Annotated in this window: 14 protein-coding genes; 1 reads left to right on the top strand and 13 read right to left on the bottom strand. The window is 42.6% G+C overall.

What is annotated here, in order from left to right:
* Nucleotide 1: 1 nt before the first annotated feature.
* The 10 genes from J4N22_RS14765 to J4N22_RS14720 all read right to left on the bottom strand — a co-directional run bounded on the left by J4N22_RS14765 (nucleotide 2) and on the right by J4N22_RS14720 (nucleotide 16,972).
* On the bottom strand, nucleotides 2-1,180 hold the full coding sequence (locus tag J4N22_RS14765; protein ID WP_207495803.1) for an AGE family epimerase/isomerase: 1,179 nt from the start codon (nucleotides 1,178-1,180) through the stop codon (nucleotides 2-4).
* A 70-nt stretch (nucleotides 1,181-1,250) separates the two neighbouring features.
* A complete protein-coding gene (locus tag J4N22_RS14760; RefSeq protein ID WP_207495802.1) occupies nucleotides 1,251-2,486 on the bottom strand; it encodes a glycoside hydrolase family 130 protein in 1,236 nt (411 codons plus the stop codon).
* A 68-nt stretch (nucleotides 2,487-2,554) separates the two neighbouring features.
* Nucleotides 2,555-3,976: an MFS transporter gene (locus tag J4N22_RS14755; RefSeq protein WP_207495801.1), complete on the bottom strand. Its 1,422-nt coding sequence runs from the start codon at nucleotides 3,974-3,976 to the stop codon at nucleotides 2,555-2,557.
* Between the two features lie 467 nt (nucleotides 3,977-4,443).
* Complete coding sequence (locus J4N22_RS14750; RefSeq protein ID WP_207495800.1) at nucleotides 4,444-5,613, bottom strand: glycoside hydrolase family 26 protein; 1,170 nt, start codon at nucleotides 5,611-5,613, stop codon at nucleotides 4,444-4,446.
* Nucleotide 5,614: 1 nt separating this feature from the next.
* Nucleotides 5,615-6,853: a glycoside hydrolase family 26 protein gene (locus J4N22_RS14745; RefSeq protein ID WP_207495799.1), complete on the bottom strand. Its 1,239-nt coding sequence runs from the start codon at nucleotides 6,851-6,853 to the stop codon at nucleotides 5,615-5,617.
* 2 nt (nucleotides 6,854-6,855) lie between these two features.
* Nucleotides 6,856-9,198, bottom strand: coding sequence for a glycosyl hydrolase (locus J4N22_RS14740; RefSeq protein ID WP_207495798.1), 2,343 nt, complete (start codon nucleotides 9,196-9,198; stop codon nucleotides 6,856-6,858).
* 152 nt (nucleotides 9,199-9,350) lie between these two features.
* On the bottom strand, nucleotides 9,351-10,901 hold the full coding sequence (locus tag J4N22_RS14735) for an IPT/TIG domain-containing protein (RefSeq protein WP_207495797.1): 1,551 nt from the start codon (nucleotides 10,899-10,901) through the stop codon (nucleotides 9,351-9,353).
* A gap of 30 nt (nucleotides 10,902-10,931) precedes the next feature.
* Nucleotides 10,932-12,077: a glycan-binding surface protein gene (locus tag J4N22_RS14730; RefSeq protein ID WP_207495793.1), complete on the bottom strand. Its 1,146-nt coding sequence runs from the start codon at nucleotides 12,075-12,077 to the stop codon at nucleotides 10,932-10,934.
* A 38-nt stretch (nucleotides 12,078-12,115) separates the two neighbouring features.
* On the bottom strand, nucleotides 12,116-13,792 hold the full coding sequence (locus tag J4N22_RS14725; RefSeq protein WP_207495789.1) for a RagB/SusD family nutrient uptake outer membrane protein: 1,677 nt from the start codon (nucleotides 13,790-13,792) through the stop codon (nucleotides 12,116-12,118).
* Nucleotides 13,793-13,804: 12 nt separating this feature from the next.
* Nucleotides 13,805-16,972: a SusC/RagA family TonB-linked outer membrane protein gene (locus J4N22_RS14720; protein ID WP_207495787.1), complete on the bottom strand. Its 3,168-nt coding sequence runs from the start codon at nucleotides 16,970-16,972 to the stop codon at nucleotides 13,805-13,807.
* Between the two features lie 218 nt (nucleotides 16,973-17,190).
* On the opposite strand from J4N22_RS14720, the gene J4N22_RS14715 reads away from it, so the two are divergent.
* Complete coding sequence (locus J4N22_RS14715; RefSeq protein ID WP_207495785.1) at nucleotides 17,191-18,075, top strand: AraC family transcriptional regulator; 885 nt, start codon at nucleotides 17,191-17,193, stop codon at nucleotides 18,073-18,075.
* A 13-nt stretch (nucleotides 18,076-18,088) separates the two neighbouring features.
* Here the strand turns inward: J4N22_RS14715 and J4N22_RS14710 are convergent, their stop codons facing one another.
* The 3 genes from J4N22_RS14710 to J4N22_RS14700 form a co-directional block, all read right to left on the bottom strand.
* The gene (locus tag J4N22_RS14710) at nucleotides 18,089-18,349 is read right to left on the bottom strand and encodes a hypothetical protein (RefSeq protein ID WP_207495783.1); all 261 of its coding nucleotides are present in this window, start codon (nucleotides 18,347-18,349) and stop codon (nucleotides 18,089-18,091) included.
* Nucleotides 18,350-18,610: 261 nt separating this feature from the next.
* Nucleotides 18,611-19,339: an oxygen-binding di-iron domain-containing protein gene (locus J4N22_RS14705; RefSeq protein ID WP_207495781.1), complete on the bottom strand. Its 729-nt coding sequence runs from the start codon at nucleotides 19,337-19,339 to the stop codon at nucleotides 18,611-18,613.
* Nucleotides 19,340-19,476: 137 nt separating this feature from the next.
* A complete protein-coding gene (locus tag J4N22_RS14700) occupies nucleotides 19,477-20,394 on the bottom strand; it encodes a DUF5655 domain-containing protein (protein ID WP_207495779.1) in 918 nt (305 codons plus the stop codon).
* Between the last annotated feature and the right edge of the window lie 97 nt (nucleotides 20,395-20,491).

The following is a 20,491-nucleotide window of genomic DNA, read 5'->3' as shown; positions in this document are numbered from 1 at the left end:
TTTATTTAATCCTGTTTATGATCTCAATACATGCGCGTCCATTATGGTAATTACATTTCCACAACCCGGCTTTATCCTGTCCTTCCATGATGCTATAGTCTTCAGTCACTCCCCAATACCATTCACCTTTGTTATGGTCTTTTATGTGACGCTTGATGAATTGCCAACTCGCAATAGACTTCTGCAGGTAATCTTCCTCATCACTCACCTGGTAAGCATTGTAAAAGCCAACCATGGCTTCAGCCTGTGGCCACCAGTGTTTTTCTTTTACAAGATGTTCTCCCTCCTTTTCATACCATAGTCCTCCATCTTTATCTAAACCTCTTGCAGCAGCATCGGCTAGTGTTTTTGCTTTTTCTTTTAACGCTTGCACCAGGTTATGATCCTGAATTATTTCAGCTGCTTCATGTACCAGCCAAGCTGCTTCTATATCGTGTCCATACGATACCATATTACCTTTCGATGTCCAGTCTTCGCTAAAGAACAGGCGCAGGTGATTCGTTTCCTTATCTATGATATGATCTAAAAAATTATGAATGAGCTCAGCTATCTTTTCTTTCAATCCTGCATCTGGCCAAACGCGGTATAGGTTGGCGAAACCTTCCAGCACATGCAGGTGCGTGTTCATGGTCTTTTTCTCATTGGCATCTTTATCACTTAGCCGAAGATCTTCTATCTCTTGCCACTCTCTGGTGTAAGCTTCTATGTAGCCACCATACTTACTATCATAGCTATGTTTCAAAATGTCTTTATACAGTGAGATAGCTAGTTCTTTTGCATCATTATCTTCAGCAGCTTTGGCATATTCACTCAGTCCATATATAGCGAAAGACAAGGCGTATACCTGCTTTTTTGTATCCAGTGCATCACCCCTGTGATCCACCGTCCAATACACGCCACCAAACTTTTTATCTATGAAATAATTGCGGATGTACTTATATGCACGTTCTGCCATTTGCAGGTACTGCACATTCTTATTAAGATTATAAGCAGCTGAAAAAGTCCATAAGAGCCGGCTGTTCAGAACTGATCCTTTAGGTGCTTTCACATCTACCTCATTGTCATTGTTCACTCTTCCCACAAAGCCGCCATTGGCAACATCTACTGTATGCTTCATCCAATAGTCGAGTATATTCTTCAGCTCTTCCTGTACCTCTGCTTTATATTCCTGTTTCGTCATTCGTTTCTGTAGTAGTAATAAGTACTAAAATAGAGGGAGCCAATAGAAATGGGCTCCCTTTCATTAAACCTTAACGATTGCTTGCATGAGAAAAAGTTTCAGCTAACACAGGTTTAACCTGCTTCTCTGTTGCTGATAAATGTTGGTTGTTGTTTATTATGTTGTTGATGGTATTCACACTTGCAGCAGAACGTAATCCATCTTCCGGCGTGTTCATTACATAGTCCACAAGTTTATCAATGGTAGATGTGGCTACATGCTGGCGTGTATCAGATGAAGCATAATAAATGAGGACTGTTCCGTCGTCATCAGCTATCCATCCGTTAGCAAAAAGAACATTCGATACATCACCAATCCGCTCTTCACCTTCAGGTGCCATAAAATAACCAGCAGGCTTATGTATCACTTTGGTTAGATCATGAAGGTCAGTCATGAACATGTACAAGACGTAGCGTAAGCCCGCTGCAGTATTACGCACACCATGAGCCAGGTGAAGCCATCCATGTTCTGTTCTTATAGGTGCAGGACCTAAACCATTCTTAGCTTCATACACTGTATGATATGTCTTTGGATCTATTACCTCCTCGTGTGGTACAATGGCACCATTGATATCATCACTCAGGCCAAACCCAATGCCACCACCTTTACCTGCTTCTATAAAACTATCCTGCGGCCTTGTATAAAAAGCATATTTACCTTTCACAAATTCAGGATGCAAAACAACATTTCGTTGTTGTGGTGATGGTGTTCTCAAATCAGGTAAACGCTCCCATGTATCCAGGTCTTTTGTACGTGCAATACCACATTGCGCAATAGCCGCAGATTGATCTCCAGGTGCTGCACCAGGATCTTTCCGCTCTGTACAAAACAGTCCATATATCCAGCCATCTTCATGCTGCACCACGCGCATGTCATAGACATTTGTATCAGGTACATCTGTTTCAGGCATAGTAATAGGATGCGACCTGAACCTGAATCCATCAATTCCATTATCACTTTCAGCAACGGCAAAAAACGATTTACGATCAAGACCTTCCACCCGAACCACAAGACAATACTTACCATCTAACTTAATGGCTCCACTGTTGAAAGTGGCATTGATGCCGAAGCGCTCCATCAGGTAAGGATTGGAGTCTTCATTCAAATCATACTTCCAGTTCAAAGGAATATGTTGGGCTGTAACAACAGGATATTCATACCTGTCATACACGCCATTGCCTATCACTTCTTTTTTATTTTTTCTTTCTACCAGCTCCGTATGCGCTTTTTGCAAAGCCTGCAGCCTGCATAAAAACTCTGACCTCATTGTAGTAGTTGTTTATCTACCTCACGGTGTTAAAAAATATATTCCTCTAGTTGTTTTTAAAAATGTTTCTAAACCAGTTCTGGTAGTGCTATCACTTTCTCTTCATTCCTTCTTGCTACCAGGTCATTGCTTACTTCCAGCATAAACGAGTCGCTTAGCTTGTAGAAAACAATGAATGCAGCTGATAGTAATGCCCCTGCAGCAGGTATAAAACTCAACATCATCCTGATACCTGTTTGTGCCTCTGCAGATTGAACGGCATTGGCTTCAAAACCCCACACCGCCAGCAGCCAACCGGTTAATGCTCCTCCTAATGTCCATCCCAATTTTTGCGACATTGACGAGGAAGAAAATATCAATCCTGTTGCTCTTCTACCTGTTCTGTATTCGGAGTAATCAGCAATGTCGGCATACATACTCCATAGCAATGGGAACACGGTACCTGCACATATGCTTATCAAGAATTGGAAAGAAAATATGAGCATTAAGTCGTTCTCGCTAAACGTAAAGAAGATGCAGCTGAGCGCCGACGCCAGTAGCATCGCATACAAAAAGGTGTTCTTCTTTCCTATTTTATCTGATATTGGTTTGGCCAATACAACACCTATGATATTTGCGGCTTGTCCCAGCACCAGGTACAAAGTGCTATAGTTGATCGCTACATCAAAACCAGGCAGCATGAAGGCTTGTTGGTTAGCGAAGTAGTATTTGAAATAGTATATAGCTGAACCATCACGCAGCGAGTTGAAGATTAAGGTAAACACGCCAGCTCCTAACAGTATGAACCACGGCTTATTCTTCGACAGGTCTTTCAGGTCTTCCTTCAGCGATGTCTCCTGCTCCTTTGGCGGCTTCACACGCTCTTTTGTCCAGGCAAAGGTGAAGTAGAATAAGGTAGATGCTATGATGGCAAACACCACCAGTGTCCATTGCCAGCCGCGCTCAAGGTCAGCAGTACCGCCTGCAGTTTTACCAAATACATCCACCAATGGCTCTGCACATGCCAGCACCAGTATACTACCTGCAAAAGCAAAAATGAAACGGAAGGTTGAAAGCGTTGTTCTGTCCTTGATGTTTGGTGTCATCACTCCCATCAGCGATGCATATGGCACATTGATGGCCGAGTACACCATCATCATAATGGTATACGTGATGTAAGCATACACCAGGTTGCCTGCAGTAGAAAAGCCTGGTGATGTAAACGTGAGAATACCCATTAATCCAAAAGGCACCGCCATCCACAGAATATACGGGCGAAACTTACCCCAGCGGGTTTCTGTTCTGTCGGCAGCAATACCAAACAGCGGGTCGTTCACGGTATCCCAGATACGCGTCACCAGGAACATAGTACCTACCGCAGCCGCAGCTAATCCCATCACATCGGTATAGTAAAACAGCAGGTATACCGAAAACAATTTCCAGAACATGGACGAGGCGAAGTCGCCAAATCCATAACCTACTTTTTCTTTTAATTTTAATGGTTCAGTCATCCTTTTTTTTGTTTTTGGGCCTGGGCTATTGTGCTACTATTTTGCTTCTGTTGCGTCGCACACTTGTACTGTAATTTTTTAATGTGCTGTTTTCTACCTTTTGCTTTATTGGGCTAAAGCCCAATTTTGATTGATATTTTTTTCCGCCGGCTGAAGCCGGCGGCTATTGATTCAAATTTCACCTTCATCTATTTTCTTTTCCGCCGGCTAAAGCCGGCGGCAATTGATTGAAACATTTTTCTATCCACCGGCTAAAGCCAGCGGCTATTGATTGAAATCTCACCTTCATCTATATTCTTCCCATCGGCTAAAGCCGGCGGCTATTGATTGAAACATTTTCCAACCACCGGCTTAAGCCCGGCGGCTATTTGAAAACTCACCATTCACAATTCATCATTCACATCTCACATCTCACATTTAGACAACTCACATCTCACAACTCACCACACTACTCACAACTCACCACACTACTCATACATCTTCGGTAGATCCTTTTCAAACAAAGTGTACGGGTCGTTGTAAAACTTCATGAAATCAGGAACACTGCCCTGCCCCGGGAAGGGTGCATAATAATGCGTTGGACTTGTTCTATCATTCCGCCATACCAGCACATAACATAGTTGAATACCCGGCTCCTTCATCACCTTTAGCAGCACATCTGTCCACCATGTTGGATGAGGAATTGACTCCAAACCTGTCTCTGTAAAGGCTGCTAACTTGCCTGCTTTCTTAGCATAGTCTGAAATTATCTTCAACAGCTTGGTGGCTCTTGCTACATTGTATTTTCCATCCCTTCCCATGTCGCCGTAGTTATCCATCCCTACCATGTCCACCCACTCATCACCAGGATATCTTTCTAAGAACTCTTCTTCTGTTTCGAACTTGTTATCCGGTGAAAAGGCATACAAAAAATTATGGACCCCTATACTATCTCTTAAATAAGAAACAGTGAACTTCCAGAGCGTTACAAACTCTTCTTTTGTGCTGTGCGATTTACCCCACCAAAACCAATCTCCATCGAACTCGTGAAATGGGCGAAAGATCATAGGCACCAGCTTGCCATCATTACCGCGTGTACTTTTAGCCCATTCACCTATGCCACGTAGTATTTCTTTATACTGTTGGTTAGCACTACCTCCCGGAATGATATACCGGACAGCAGGTAATGAAACCGAATCTTTCCAATAAAAACCACCACCTGCTATAGGATTAGAGAAATGCCAGGCTACAGTAACTACACCGCCACGGTTGTATGTGTCTGCTACCGTCTTACGTAATTCTTCTTTAGTCTTTTCTATAGCCGCCGCAGGCCTTCCAGAAAATCCACTTAAGTCAACACCTATAACAGCAGGGTGTGAACCGGTCACTGATTTAACGTCGGATCTGTCTGCATCGCCTGCCCATCCATGTCCATATTCCGTCGCATGCTGGTGACCAAACAGTGTATGGTTCTTTGATAGCTGCATCAGGTTTTTGAAAAGTGCTTTCGTTTCTGGAGTAGCATTTCTATCAATGGTATTAGTTGCCGCTATTCCCGTTGGCGTAATCGTTCCTGCCTGTTTAGCACTATTGCAACCCAATAGCATCACCAGGCTAACTGCTATTGCTCCTCTTGATATTTGTATTATCCCGCTCATGCTATTTTAATTCGTACATCTTCGGCGCTTCATCGCCAAACATGATATACTCACTGTTCTTGAACGTGTTGAAATCAGGCGCTGCTGCATGACCTACATAAGGTGTCCAAAATGCGCTGGTGGTATTGGCCCAAACCAATGCATAAGCTATCTCTACTTTATTTAGTTGCAATACTGCCTGTAGCTTTTGCGTATACCAGTTTGTTTGTGTCAGGTTTTGCAAACCTGTCTCGGTAAGCGCTGCTATCTTGTTTGCCTTCTTAGCATAATTAGAAACTATCACCAGTTTGGATGATGCAACTGAATTCGAAATATTGGTAGCGAGGTCGCCATAATTATCTACGCCCACAAGGTCTACATATGCATCGCCTGGGTAGCGCTCCAGGTATTGCGCTTCACTCGTAAAATTTTTATCAGGCGACCAGCCATACAAAAAGTTGCGAACGTTCAGACTATCGCGCAGATACGTAACAGTAAACTGGAAGAGCGTCTTGTATTCAGCAGGTGTGCAATGCGCAGCGCCCCACCAAAACCAATCACCATCAAATTCGTGAAAGGGACGAAATATAACGGGCACAAGCTTGCCATCTGCACCAACCAATGATTTCGCAAAATCACCAATGGTTTTCAAAGAATTTTTATACACCTGGTGGTGGCTGCCACCGGGGATGATTTTGTTAACAGCAACTACAGGTGACTGTGCCCAGTAGAAACTTCCTTGCGAAACCGGGTTTTGATAATGCCATGCAAAAGTGTTGACACCACCTCTATTGTATGCTTCTATTGTAAGCTGCTTTGCTATCTGCGCTTCATAACTAAACCAGTTGCCGGTTTGAAAGTTGGCGATGTGCAGGAAGTCGTGGCCGTATACTGCAGGGTAGCTGCCTGTTACATCCTTCACATCCGATTTTTGCGATGATACTGAAGGCAAATGCTGTTCGTTGGCCCACTGCGTATTGGCATTTGTAACACCTCGTTTCGTAGCATCCTGGTGCCCAAACAATACATTTGTTTTAGCTAGTTTTTTCAGGTTGTAAAATAATGCTGCTGTTTCGTTGGTTGCATTCTTATCTACCAGCCACGATTTTACCGTAGCCAATGTTGGTATAGGTTCTGGCTGTGTACCAAGACCGGTAGTACCTACAGTCCAATCATCTTTTTTATTACAAGCTATACATGCTGCTGCACACATTACTACTAGCACCTTATGAGCAACCTTATAGTTGTTAATCATTTTCATTGTTATTGATTACCGTTCTTACTATACAGCTTTTCTTTACTTACTTCCTTTTGAAACAATGTCTTCGGGTTGTTGTAAAACCGCTTGAAATCTTCCTCTGATACATCACCTCTCTTAGGTGTATAGTAGTGCCACTTACCGTTGTGAAGGCCAGCATTTCTCCAAAGAAGGATATAAGAAATTTTGTGGTTAGCAACGGCTGGCCATAATGTTTTTGTCCACCATTGAGCATAAGGAGTAGCTTCAAAACCAGTTTCTGCCAATGCAGGTAATTTATCTTTCTCGCTTGCTATCTCAGTTAGTATGCCTAAACGTTGATCAAGGCTTTTTGCAAAGCGTGTATCTTTTATTGGATCACCAAACTGGTAGGTGTCGAAGCTTACCATGTCTACATACTCATCACCAGGATACCGCTCAAGAAAATCTTCTTTGTCTTTAAAATCGGCAGTGTTGTATAAGTACAAAAGGTTGTGAACGCCTTTATTCTTTTGCAGGTACTCATAAGTAAAGATCCACAAGCGCTTGAATTCATCCGGGGTGCAGGTGTTTTTTGTCCACCAAAACCAGTTGCCGGTTAGCTCGTGGTAAGGACGAAACAGTACAGGGATATATTCACCCTTGTCACCTTTCAGCGATAACATAAATGCTGCAAGTTTATCAAGCCACTGCTTGTATAACTCATGCTTGCTTCCACCTGGTAATACTGCTGCTACACCACCGTGCGTAGTATCCCACGAGTTCTTACCCGTTACCGGATGCGCATTGTGCCAACTGATGGTATTTACACCACCTCGTGCATAACCTTCTTTGATGAACCTTTTCATTGCATCAAATGGAACACTATCCAGGTTATGCTTCCGTCCCAGTTCCAGGTCGCCAAGTTCCCAACCATATACTGCAGGATAATCACCCGTTACCTCTTTTACATCACTCTTACCTGGAACATACTTCCAGTCTACACCATAAGCCAGGTCATCCTGGTGGCCAAACATGATGCCTTTGTCAAGCAACCGAAACAGGTTGTTGTACAAGTTCACTGTTTCCTTTGTAGCCTTTTTATCGGATGGAAGTTTAGTAGTACTTGCCTGGGAGGTTCTGTTGGTAAAAGAACTAATGAGTTTCCATGTAGATGAATCGCTGTCGAAAACCGTATTCAATCCTTGCTCTTCCATCGGCGGATCGCCCATATAATCATCTCCATCTTTCCAGAATGTTTGCCCGGCTATTGGTCGTGCAGTGCCGCCAAAAGCCCAGAAGTTGAGGCCAGCCAACACATCATTATTCTCTTTATTCCGCTGCCACTCGTTCAGTACGGTCCTGTATAAGTTGTCGCGAACTTTAGTAGATGCAGTTGGATCAAAAGAATGATGATCGCGTGGAAGCCCAAATTCTTCTAACACCAGTGGCTTCTGCAGTTCGGTAGCAACCACAATGTGTTTATGTAAATAATCAAGTGTGTTCTTCCTTACCGTAGGGTAATCTTTTTCTAATGTTTCTTCTTTAAACCATCCCCAGTTCTTTGGCCAGATGTGAATGGTGGCGTAGTCAATATTTTTATTCGCGTGGATCGTTCTGTACAAATCCATATCACCATCGGTAGCCATGCTCCCTTCGTGACCAATGGTAACAAGATGATTGCGATCAACTGATTTGATATATGCTGCTACATTGGCTATCCAATTCTTATAATCTTCGTTAGCTGAAGGACGCATTGGTCGTGGTTCATTACCCAGTTCCCACGCCATAATAGCCGGATCGTTGATGTACTTCCTGTTGGTTAATTTGTTGGTTCTGTTTACCACCAGTCTTACCTGTTCCAGGTAAGACTCTTTACATGGCCTACAGCTATAAAACTTACTTGTATAATCTCTTAGTTCATCCCAGTTCAACTTCCGCTGCATAACAGAATCTGCTATCTGTCCATTCCAATTCAGGTATTGAAGAAAGCCGCCACTCCACTCCCAGTTGTTGCTGAGAAAAAGTACCGCCTTCATGTTTCGCTTGTTCAGTTCTTGCAGCAACAGGTCGAGGCCTTGCAATTTGGTCTCATCAAAAACACCCTTCTTCGGTTGCAGTGCAGGCTTTACTCTTTGCACACCGTTTATCTGACCAGTACCTTCTACCCCTACCAGCACTCTAAGATTTACAACGCCATTTGTTTTTAGAAAGTCAAGTTCCTTCTGCAACCTTTCTACTCCGCGTTTCTTGTCTTTCTGCAAACCCAGGTAGCTGCCATACCAGTAGTTGGTGCCAACATAGTAATACGGTTTTCCATCCAGCATGAACTGGTGATTTTGTACCCGCACAAATTGTTGAGCAACGCCACTTGCAGTTATGAAAAGCATACAGAGAAAAAGGAGAATAAATGGGGGTCGCATTATGATCACAGATGAACGATAATTGAATATTCGGTTTAGACAAAAGCCGGCTCAGGTAACCGAGGTTGTATGAACCGGCTTTTGATTTTATATTTTGTAATACAGTAGTGACCTATCTACTAGCGTAATCCCACATGGTCAATATGAATAGTACCTGCAAAACCAGCAGCCTGCAGTACTATCTCATCCAGGCTGGTTGGATTACCCATACTTGCCAACGTTACGCTGAAAGTTGTCCATTCGCCACCAACAATGGTAACCTGTGGAGCAGGACCTCCATAGTTTCCATTGGTGATCACCTGTAGTTTCTTTCCATTCATACTTGCATCGCCAAACACAGAGAACTCAAGGCGAGTATAGCCGGCAGTAGACTGTGAAGTTGTTGCATGGAAAGTGATACCCTGGTAAGTATTTCCACCATACACAGCGCGGATAGAATGTGTACCCTGGCGCACTACTGATGTACTGCTAAAATCAGCTACCTCGGTATACGACCAGTTCTGGAAGGTATTGTGTAGCTGATCTGTATAAATAGGGAAATTGAAATTTGCTAAAGGAGGCAGACCACCATTCAGGTCAAGTGTTTGTGGTGTTTCTACAGTGAGTGTAGAATTAAAAACACCCAATACCAATTTGCCTTTTAGTGTACCAACAGGAACAGTAACCACCAATTGAGTAGCTGACTGGCTAACAAAATTTGTTACAGCAGCTGGTGCACCGGTAAATGATACAGAAGTAACAAGATCAAGGTTGGTACCAGTGATGGTAAGGTTTGCACCCGGATCGATTGGATTAGGTGCAAGGGAAGTAACCGCAGGCAGCATCACATCCAGGTCAACAGGTGACTGAACAGCAACACCAGAAGCCGCTACCAACTGCAGTTTTCCTTTTACTGTAGCAGCAGGCACACGCACTTGAATTTGTGTAGCAGACTGGCTGAGGAAAGTGGTAACATGCGCACTTACACCAGGGAATATGATCCTTCTTACAAGGTCAAGATTAGTACCGTTGATAGTAAGTGTAGTTTGGTGCTTTACCGGGTTTGGAGTCAGAGTTGTAAAAGCTGGAAGAGTTACACGCAATGTATCCGCAGTTATGAATTGCTTTGGTTCGGTACCAGAATAAAACAGTGTTAGCGGACCTGTTTGTGCATCTTCAGGCACCTTTACTACCAGTTGAGTCATTGTCCTGCTAACAAAGGTGTCAACCACTTTATCATTGGCAAAAACTACTCTTGTTACCCAGTTAAGGTAATTACCATTGATGGTAATATTTTCTCCGGGACGAGCCTGTGGCGTAAGGGAACTAACAGTTGATTCTACCTGCAGGTTCAGCTGTGTTTTAGAAACGATATCACCTTGTGGTGTTTTAAGCGTTACAAAACCTTTTTCCGCTTGCTGCGGTACTCTTACCAGTACCAGCTCTGGTGTTTGTTGTATAAAAGATGATTGAGCTACAGTAGCACCATTTCCTGTAAATGTTATTTCTGTTACCCGGTTCAGGTTGTTTCCAATGAAGCGTAAGGTATCTCCATGCATAGCTCCTGTTGGGCCAAAGCTCAAAAGAACCACTGCATCAGATCCAACATCATTATTCTTTTTACATGCGGCCACCCCTACTACCAGGAGGCATAACAATGAAAGCAGTCGTAGGTTGATATATTTGATCATTATTGTTGTGTTTATAATCTGGTAAATAGGTTATCGGATGACCTTTGGAACAACCCTGAAGTTGTCGAAAGAGATATCTGCATCTAAATCACCAGGACCTTGAATAAGCAATCTTGTCCAGTAACCGTTAGGATTTACAGTAGGTCTTACGGCATAGCTTGCTACTATATCCTCGAAAGGAATGATAACAGTATTCCATTTACCTTTTGAATCGTATGGAGGCTTCCATAGGTAGTTGTTATTGTCTTCCTGTTGCAGACCTACGTTTATCCTTATCCAACTGTTGTTGTAAGGCTTCATGGTATTGATCTCAAACTTCAGGTTGTAATCTTCTGGCTTGATGATAGCAGCATCAGGGATATTCTTGCTGTGGTTAGGCATTGCCGATGCAGGTCCACCAGCTATCTCATTCCAGCTCCATGCGCCCAGCATTTTCTTTACCCTTATATAGTTGCCATTGATCTTTGGAGGATCGTTAGGGCCAGGATTTGAAACAACATAAGAAGAGTTCCACCAGCCCTCGTATGGATCGCTTGTGATGACCATATTCCTGTTATCCCTGAACCAGAAGTCTGATTTTGTTTCACCAAAATTCGTCTTAACAGTTATCTGTCCAGGCTGAGCACCTGCAGGAACACGCACTTCAATTATCCTGTCAGTTACAGATACCAATGTACCTGTAACACCACCTGTAAAATGAACAGAAAGCGGCTCGTAGAAATAGTTACCATGAATAACAGCTATATCTCCCTCATTTACATATTCGCTCACCATGCTGCTCACAACCGGCTTACTAATCTGCACTTCAAAGTCGTGCAGTAGCTGCTTGCCATTGGAGAATATGATCTTCATTTTGTTGTTGATAGAAGTAGGGATCGGCTGCGGTACATTCACCAGGATGGTTGTGCTGGTAATGTAGGTCGGATTCAAAGTAGCACGTTGATCGTTGAACCATATCTCTACTGCATCCTGCAGGTTCTCACCTACTATTGCAATTAAGCTTCCCTGGCCAGCACCAACAAGTAATGAATCAGCAGAGGCAGGATTCGTTACACGTACATACTTTATTCTTGGTTCACCTCCATTAGGAAGTTGTTCCTTTTTACACGATGTATAAGTACCTATAACAGCCACTGCCATTATAAGCATCAGTATCGTTTGTTGTATTTTTTTCATAATGACTTCAATGATGTTTTTGGAAAAAGTTTTTCTGCTTATGGATAATCAACAGCTGGCTTATTAAGATTAGGCGCCTGGCTCAGCTCCACATTTGGAATAGGCAGACGGAAGTTACCTGCGTTAGCATTTATTTGTCTTTCTGTAGTGTGCCAGGTAGTTTTCTTGATGGTCCACATAGTAGGATTAGGGAATGCATCAGGAGTGATGTTGTAGTATCCTCTATCCTGCTCGTTCAGGATGCTATAAGCTTTCTGTGGATTGTAGTAATGCAGGCTTACGAAGTCGTACCATGCCATACCTTCCATTGCAAATTCCAATATCCTTTCTCTAAAGATCATATCGAATGTCAATGGATCTGTTTCAGCAGGAAGTCCTGCCCTTGTATGCACTTTATTGAAATACTCTAATGCTGTTGCATCTGTAGTTGAAGCACTGTTACCCAAAACTGCTTCTGCATAGATCAGGTACATTTCTGCAAGACGCAACATGTATGTGTTGTTAGGATAGTTCTGTGAAGCGGCTTCTCCTCCTACATCTTCTGCTTTACCTACCACATATTTTTTGATGCTGGCAAAATTCACATCACCGGCTACATATGGGAAGATCAAACGCTGGTCAACTCCATTCAATGTTTGTGTTATCTCAGGATAGTGAGCGCCAGGCAGCATGTAAGTAGCTTTCAGGCGTTGATCAAGTGTACGGCCTCTTAGCATGGTATCACCAGAAGCTGTAAATCCTTCGTACTGCTTGAACATCCACCAGGTTGCTCCTTTATCACCTCCCCAGCCATCGCCATTGGCAATGTCAGGACCATAGTTTAAATAAGCAGGAGCTGTATTTTGGAAACCCCAGCTACCTGGTGCAAATACCCACTGCAGCTCAAACAAACTTTCCCTGTTGTTGTCGTAAGGAAACTTGAAAAGGTTCTCGTAATTAGGCAGCAGTTGCGCACCGCTGTTGGTGATCACACGCTGTGCATAATATTTTGCACTATCAAGAAATTCTTGCTTTCTACCGGTAGGACCAGTTGCTTCAACACCTGCTCTTGTAAGGTAAAAACGGGCCAGCATACCTTCTGCAGACCAGCGCGTAATGCGGCCAGGCTGTGAAGCTGTGGTAGGTAGATTTTCTGCTACTGCACGCATTTCACGGGTAATGAAACGCCAGATGCTAGGAACAGTATGCTTACGAAGTGAAGTATCAGTAAGCAGTTCAAGGTTGTTCTCAATTACAGGAACCTCGCCCCAGTTGCTCACCAGGAAACGATAAGCTACAGCACGCATAAATCTTGCTTCAGCAATAGCCGTTGCTTTTACGCTTGGCGATACACCTGCACCTGCATACTTGTTAATGTTGTTGATGGTAAGATTTGACTGCGCCACCACGTTAAAGAATGCACGCCATGCTGCACCATTCTCACCATTATCACCTGTAGTATTGAAGAGGACGTTTCCCCTGTCGTTCCATGCAGAGAAGGCTGTACCCGCCCTGAAGTCACCAAGGTTATAATAGGCTTTGTCGTTGTAATCAAACCATACCCTGTTGTAGAGCGATGCTGTACCAGCCATTACTTGCGCATCGGTTTGATAGAAGCCGGCATCAACAATGGCGGATGTTGGAGGTTTCTCTAAAAACTCCTTTTTACATCCTGTAGCGAACATGACCGGAATAACTAATCCAATCAAATATTTTATAGAAGTTACTTTCTTCATTGTCTTAAAAGTTTAGAAGTTAACACCTAAAGTGAAGGTGTAAATCGGAGTTAACGGATAGCGACCGAAGTCTAGACCAATAGCCTGGTTGGCAGAACTTGCATCTCTTCCCACATATGCACCCACCTCAGGGTCGAAACCAGTATATCTTGTTAGTGTAGCAAGGTTCTGAGCACCTAATGTAGCTCTTACGCCTCTTACATAACGCTGTCTTGAAATAAGCGATGTAGGCAGGTTGTATGATAATGAAACGTTCTTAAGCCTGATGAAAGAACCATCTTCTACAAATAGACTTGTGTTGCGTACATAGTTACCATTTACATCGGCACCAGCAATGATACGCGCTACTCTTGTTCCAGGATTTGCCAGGTAAACTTTACCGGAAGGATCCGTATTTACTTTAGCATAATCAAGTGCGTTAGTTAGCAGGTTTCTACCAAGGTTGATGTTGTTAGGATTTGAATTAGCTGAAGCCATGTAGTTATAGATATCATTTCCATAAGTACCTGTGATCAGCACACTAAGGTCAAAACCTTTGTAGCTAAATGTATTGGTGAAACCGCCAAACAATTTAGGCCAAGGATTACCTATAAAGGTTTGGTCTGCTACATCTATTTTACCATCACCATTCACATCTTTAAACTTATAATCGCCTACCCAAATACCGCCTGAAGCAGCTGTTGGATACCTGTTGCCATTGTTATCAACCGGCACAGCACTATTGTTTATTTCATCAACAGATTGGAAAACGCCTTCTACCACATAACCACGGAACAACCATGGCTCCATACCTACAGCAGAACGCTGTGTCCAGTTGTTCAACCACCATGATGTACGCTCAAAGAATGCTCTTTCAGAGTTCAGGTTTTTGATGACTGTTTTAAAGCTTGACAGGTTCAGGTTACTTTCCCACCTGAAGTTCTTGTTGCTAACATTTGTTGTGTTGATGGTTAAGCCCCATCCTTTTGTTTGAAGTGCACCTGCGTTCACTGTTGGCGCACCTACAGAACCAGTACCATTGGTTCCCATATACCATGGAAGACCAGCAGGCATGATCAGGTTGTCAGTGTTTTTAATGTAGTAGTCAAACTCTACGTTGATCCTGTTGTTCAGCATACCTATGTTCACACCCACGTTATCTGTTCTTGTTTCTTCCCACTGCAGCTTTGGATTAGGATAAACTGAAGGAAGGAAACCTGTACCCCATGGAGTAGCACCTGCACTTAGCGGAGAATAGATGGCTGAGTTACCACTACCCTGGTTACCTGTAAGACCAGTTTCAAATCTCAGTTTCATTTCGCTGATGAAAGGGATCTTGAAGAAGTTCTCCTGGCTTATTCTCCATGCTGCAGAAAGTGAAGGGAAAGTACCCCAACGATTTTCTGGACCAAAGTTGATAGAACCATCTCTCCTGATAGTACCGGTGAAAATGTAGCGGTTGTCGTAGTTATAGTTCAACCTTCCAAGGTATGACTCCATAGCCCACGGACCAGAACCACCACTGTTGCTTGCTGTTGTTGCATCACCTGCATCCAGGTCAAAGATGTCATTGGTAAGAAAACCTGTTCTTCTTGCCATTACATTTTTCCATTGTGACTCCTGTGCTTCGTGGCTCACCATGATGCTGGCGTTGTGCTTACCAAACTGTCTGCTGTATTCCAGCAACTGGTTAAAGTTCCAGTAAGTGCTTTGGTTGGTACCATTGGTAAGCGTAGCAGTTACGTTTCTTGCCCATCCTATAGCATAAGTAGGTGTGTACAAGGTAGAGTTACCATAGTTCACACTGGTGTTAAAGGAGGTTCTGAAAGTAAGGCCTTTGTAAAGGTTCAGTCCAAGGTTAAGACCACCTAAGAACTGCCTCCTGGTGTTGTTATTGGTAGTTAAAGTAGCTATAGCAATCGGGTTTACCGGGCTGTACTGGTGAGCAGGATTGGTTATATCACCACCACCCCACGAACCATTCAGGTTTTTCACCGGGATCTCTGGGCTCAACTGCAAAGCGTTTGAGATAACATTTTCATTACTGGTAGTAAGTTGCTCTTTAGTCTGGTTAAAGTTCAGGTTGGTTCCCAAGGTGATCCACTCTCTTGGCTTTGTCTCCAGGTTCACCCTGAAGCCATACCTGTCAAATCCAGAACCTACAGCTATACCTTCTTGCTTCAGGTACTCGCCAGATACATAGTAAGTAGTATTGTTGGCACCACCACTTAAGCTAAGCTGGTGCTTGCTCATAGCGGCATTATTGAAAAGCTCACCCTGCCAGTCAGTTCCAGGTCCAAGTAAAGAAGGATCCATCAATTCTCCTCTTACCGCACCACCTGCAATTGCCCTGAAATCTTTTACCATCTGGGCGTATTGTGGCAGGTTCATTACAGCCAATCTTCTTGGAGGAGTTTGCACGTTGTATTGGAACTGGTAGTTCAAACGTGCTTCACCAGACTTACCTCTTTTGGTAGTGATCAGGATAACACCATTTGTACCACGTGAACCATAGATAGCAGTAGCAGAAGGCCCCTGCAGTATCTGCATATCTTCTATATCATTTGGGTTCAAACCAGCTAAAGGGTTAGCAGAACTTTGTGCACCAAAAGATACTTGTGACCCCTGTACCTGCACTCCGTCTATAACATACAGAGGTTCAGTATTACCATTAATAGAACTCACACCCCGAATGTTCACTGATATACCACCACCAGGCTGACCTGAATTCTGGGTGATATAAACACCGGCAGCTCTACCTTGTAAAGCTTGTTCGATAGTGGTATTTACTGTGCGCTCAATTTCCTTTGCCCCTACTGAAGTTTGTGCAGAGGTAAGGTTTGCCCTGTTGGCGCGGCCGTAACCTACCACCACCACATCAGTCAGGTTGCTGGTACCAGGCGTTAATGCCACAGTATAGGCAGACGTTCCGCTTTCAATGGCAACTTCCCTGTTTTGCATACCTACATAAGATATAACCAGGGTTCTTGCATTGGCAGGCACACTTAAGGTAAAAATGCCTTCCGCATTGGTGGTTGTCAAAATACGGCTATCCCTTACAGCAACGGTAGCGCCACTTAAAGGATTTCCTTTATCGTCGCGTACAACCCCTGTGATAGTCCTGTTTTGAGCAAAAGTGTTGAGAAATAGTAGTGCACATGAAAAGACCATGAGCACTCTTCGGAGTAGAAGATTCTTCATATAGCTTGCAGTTATTTGTACCAAAACTATTTGTCTTACTAACACCACTTCAATACTATTTTATCTTTTACCAGTATTTTTTTGATTTTTCGGTAAAAAATGTAATCGGTAACAATTTTTGTAAGCCTTTAAAATCAATAGCTTTGGAGATGCAGCTTTTTTACTCTTTATAATGATACTATATTGATATCCTGACTGCTATAACTAAACCTGGAGCTATGAACGCACAATTACTTAGAGAGATTACCCCACTTACCCAAAGTGATTGTTTTACCCTTTTTTCACGTACAAAAACAGATTTTGACTTTCCCCTGCACTACCACGAAGAGATGGAAATCAACTTCATCATGAATGGAAAAGGAGCAAAAAGGGTGGTTGGAGATCATATAGAGGAAATAGACGACCTGGAACTGGTGCTGGTAGGTTCCGGCTTGCAGCATGGTTGGTTTACGCATAAATGCAAGAGCGAAGAGATCAAGGAGGTAACCATCCAGTTTCACCGCGACCTGTTTGACGAAAAATTCCTGCAACGCAACCAGATGTCGTTTATCAGGAGCATGTTTGAAAGATCAGTTAGGGGCATCCTATTTTCAAGGGAAACGGCAGAAGCAATTATGCCGCGAATGATGGCTCTACCACAAAAACATGGATTTGATTCAGTGATAGAATTAATGTCCATACTGCACGACCTATCTACTTCGCGCAATATGCGTACACTAAGCGATGTATCGTTTGGAAACAGCGAGCCGCAATCGTACAACAGCCGCAGGGTAGAGAGCGTAATGCAGTACCTGCAAAAGAATTTTGATAAAGAAATTTTGCTGAGCGATGTAGCCAAAGTAGCCGGCATGACTGAAGTAGCACTCAGCAGGTTTTTCAAACTACGCACCGGCAATACTTTCATCGATACGCTTAATGAAGTGAGGCTTGGACATGCATCGCGAATGCTGATAGACACCACGCAAAGCATAACAGAAATAGCCTACAAATGTGGCTTCAACAACATCTCCAACTTCAACCGGCTGTTCAAGAAAAAGAAGCATTGTACACCTAAGGAATTCAGGGAATCTTATACAACCTCAGGCGTTAGAACATTTGTTTAGAAAGCCATCAATCTTACGTGGCATGAGCAAGCCAATACCTGGTTTGCTTATCACTGCTGGTTTCCATTTTTAGCATGCCATCGTGCTGCAATTGCCGCAGCGCTTCATTGGTTGCAATTGTCAATTCTGCTACCCCTTCTTCAGTTGCAGTTCCCTCTAATTCCATTATTTCCATAGCCACTTCGTCGGCAGTAGCTCTTTGCAGCAACGATAGTACATACATAACCTTTTGCTCTAGCGAAAGATTTCCCTCATATGTTCCAGGCACATTCATAGCTTCCCGTTTTTCTGAAACTTAATTAGATAAATATGTTGCCAGCATTTGTACAATAAGCATCCCCGGTTGCCACGCTCGGTTCATCTTTATATTTTCATGGCGGCGCTGCCAGGTTCAGTGTTTATCCAGGAGAGGCATCTTGTTCCATGTGCTGCTAACATGATATTTGTCTGCCTAATTCATATCATCCAGCCAAACTTGCATTAATACCCTTGTTGGCGGGTGGATTGTTGTCATGGAGTTCCAAGGACTATTTCGTTAGTCTCTATTACCCCACATTTCTTTCATTACAACATTAAGGTCTTTTAATGCCTGGCTGCAATTACCATAGAAAGAGGAACCATGCATAGTAGCTAGTGTCTTTGGCTCAAGGGCTGCCAATGAATAAAGTAATTTCTCTGTATGATGCGTATAAGGGGTGTATTCCATTAGAGGCCCTTGCTCAAATTCAAGCATTGAACTTTTGTGAGGACCTAGAATATCCTTGTCTGTGATATCAGCTCCGTTTCCATTTTGATGAAACAAGTCTGAACATAACAAAGTTTTATTTGTCTCCTCAAACATTACCCCTGCATCCCAACCGTGGGGTAAATGAGGAGTTCGGATAAAGCGGTAATTATATTTTCCTGTATTTAAAACAGCATTGGCTGCCATTGCATATGCAGGTCTTATTGCAAAGTCACTCATATTAACAATAGCCCCGGCTTCGCTACAAACGGCTTGTGCATTTGGCGCCACCTGTAACCATTCATTTAATGCTCCACACTCATCTACTTCAAAGTGACTAAAGCCTATCCACTTTATAGAAGAAGGAGTAATGACTTTACTTACTGCTTCAAGAAGCACGGGAAAGGTTTGTCTTAGACCGGCATGATAAAGCATCGGCTCATCATCTTTAATTAAAAAATGATTGAACTGCAAATTGAATTCCTGCACAAAAATGGAAATTCGAAAAACATCCGGAGCTATTTCTGAAACTTTAGTCATGGGATTTTTCCTTTTATTGTAAAAGCTATTATTAGATTTTTATTAGGTTGACCCAGGAAATGCTAAGGCCTTGCTGACGTTCAACAGCTTGGCGTTGTGACGACATTTTGTGTAACGTCTGCTCACAATGTAAAGGATTATTTTTTGTTCCGCTTGAGCGATTGCTTAACTAAACTCATAATGTATTCGATATCCTCATCAGTTCTTAATGAAATTTCATAATCGCCATTTCCCCAATGTCCTATTTCGCTGACATCTCTTGCAAGATGTTTGGGATCGTCTAAAGCATCCTTTGGAAGATTAAGCCAAAGTTTCAAACCGTTTCTTTGTATATGAATGTCAACTACGTTGGAGCTTGCTACAAATGCAACATATTTTTTCTTCGGCTTTACTTCCAAGTTGTAGAGGTTAAGAATGGCAAGTTTTACTTTTTCATAAAGCTCTTTTGTACCATCAGTTGCTATGTCAAGGTGTTCTTGTTCTGTGTATACTTTTATTTCTCTACTAACAGTTTCAATTGTTTCGTCCTGTCTAGAAATTGTCTTCACACTTTCTTTAGCGCCAGCTGTTTGGATTTTTAATATGTTAACTGTTTGATTACTGAAACGTTTTATCTCCCATAGTTCAATTGGAAGGTCTTTGAAATTTATTGCTTCACGTTGATATGGAGTGAAAGAAGGGGAAATAAATATAACTTTTGATTGGCTCCAATCTACATCATCCCTTTTCAGGGTGTCTGAACAGTTTTCATTATATTCCAGAATGAAGTCTGCTTTATTATTTAGCATCAATGATAAGTAGGCATAACCTTGGTCTATAACACTGAAGTTTTTGTCTCTTTTGTATTCAATTATGACAAAAGATTTTTGGTCTTTGTCAAAGCTCAATGTGTCAATGCGAAAGTTGTTGATACTAAACTCTGAACGTACATAGTCAAGTCCGAATACCAATCTTAGATTGTCTTCAATAAGTTTCTGAATATCTCTTTCTAACTTGAAGTCAGTTTCCTTAATTAGAGTCAGTTTCCCCTTTTCAGTTATGTCAAATAGTGCCATTGGAGTAGTTAGTTGGTAAAACAGATTGTGTGTAATGGATATTTATGTTATTACACGTTGTTAAGCTAAAACTTTTGCATTAATAATTACTGTGTTG

Source organism: Aridibaculum aurantiacum, assembly GCF_017355875.1.
Classification (GTDB): Bacteria; Bacteroidota; Bacteroidia; order Chitinophagales; family Chitinophagaceae; genus Segetibacter; species Segetibacter aurantiacus.
The sequence above is the reverse complement of the archived record's forward strand: the minus strand, read 5'-3'. Positions and strand labels throughout refer to the sequence as shown.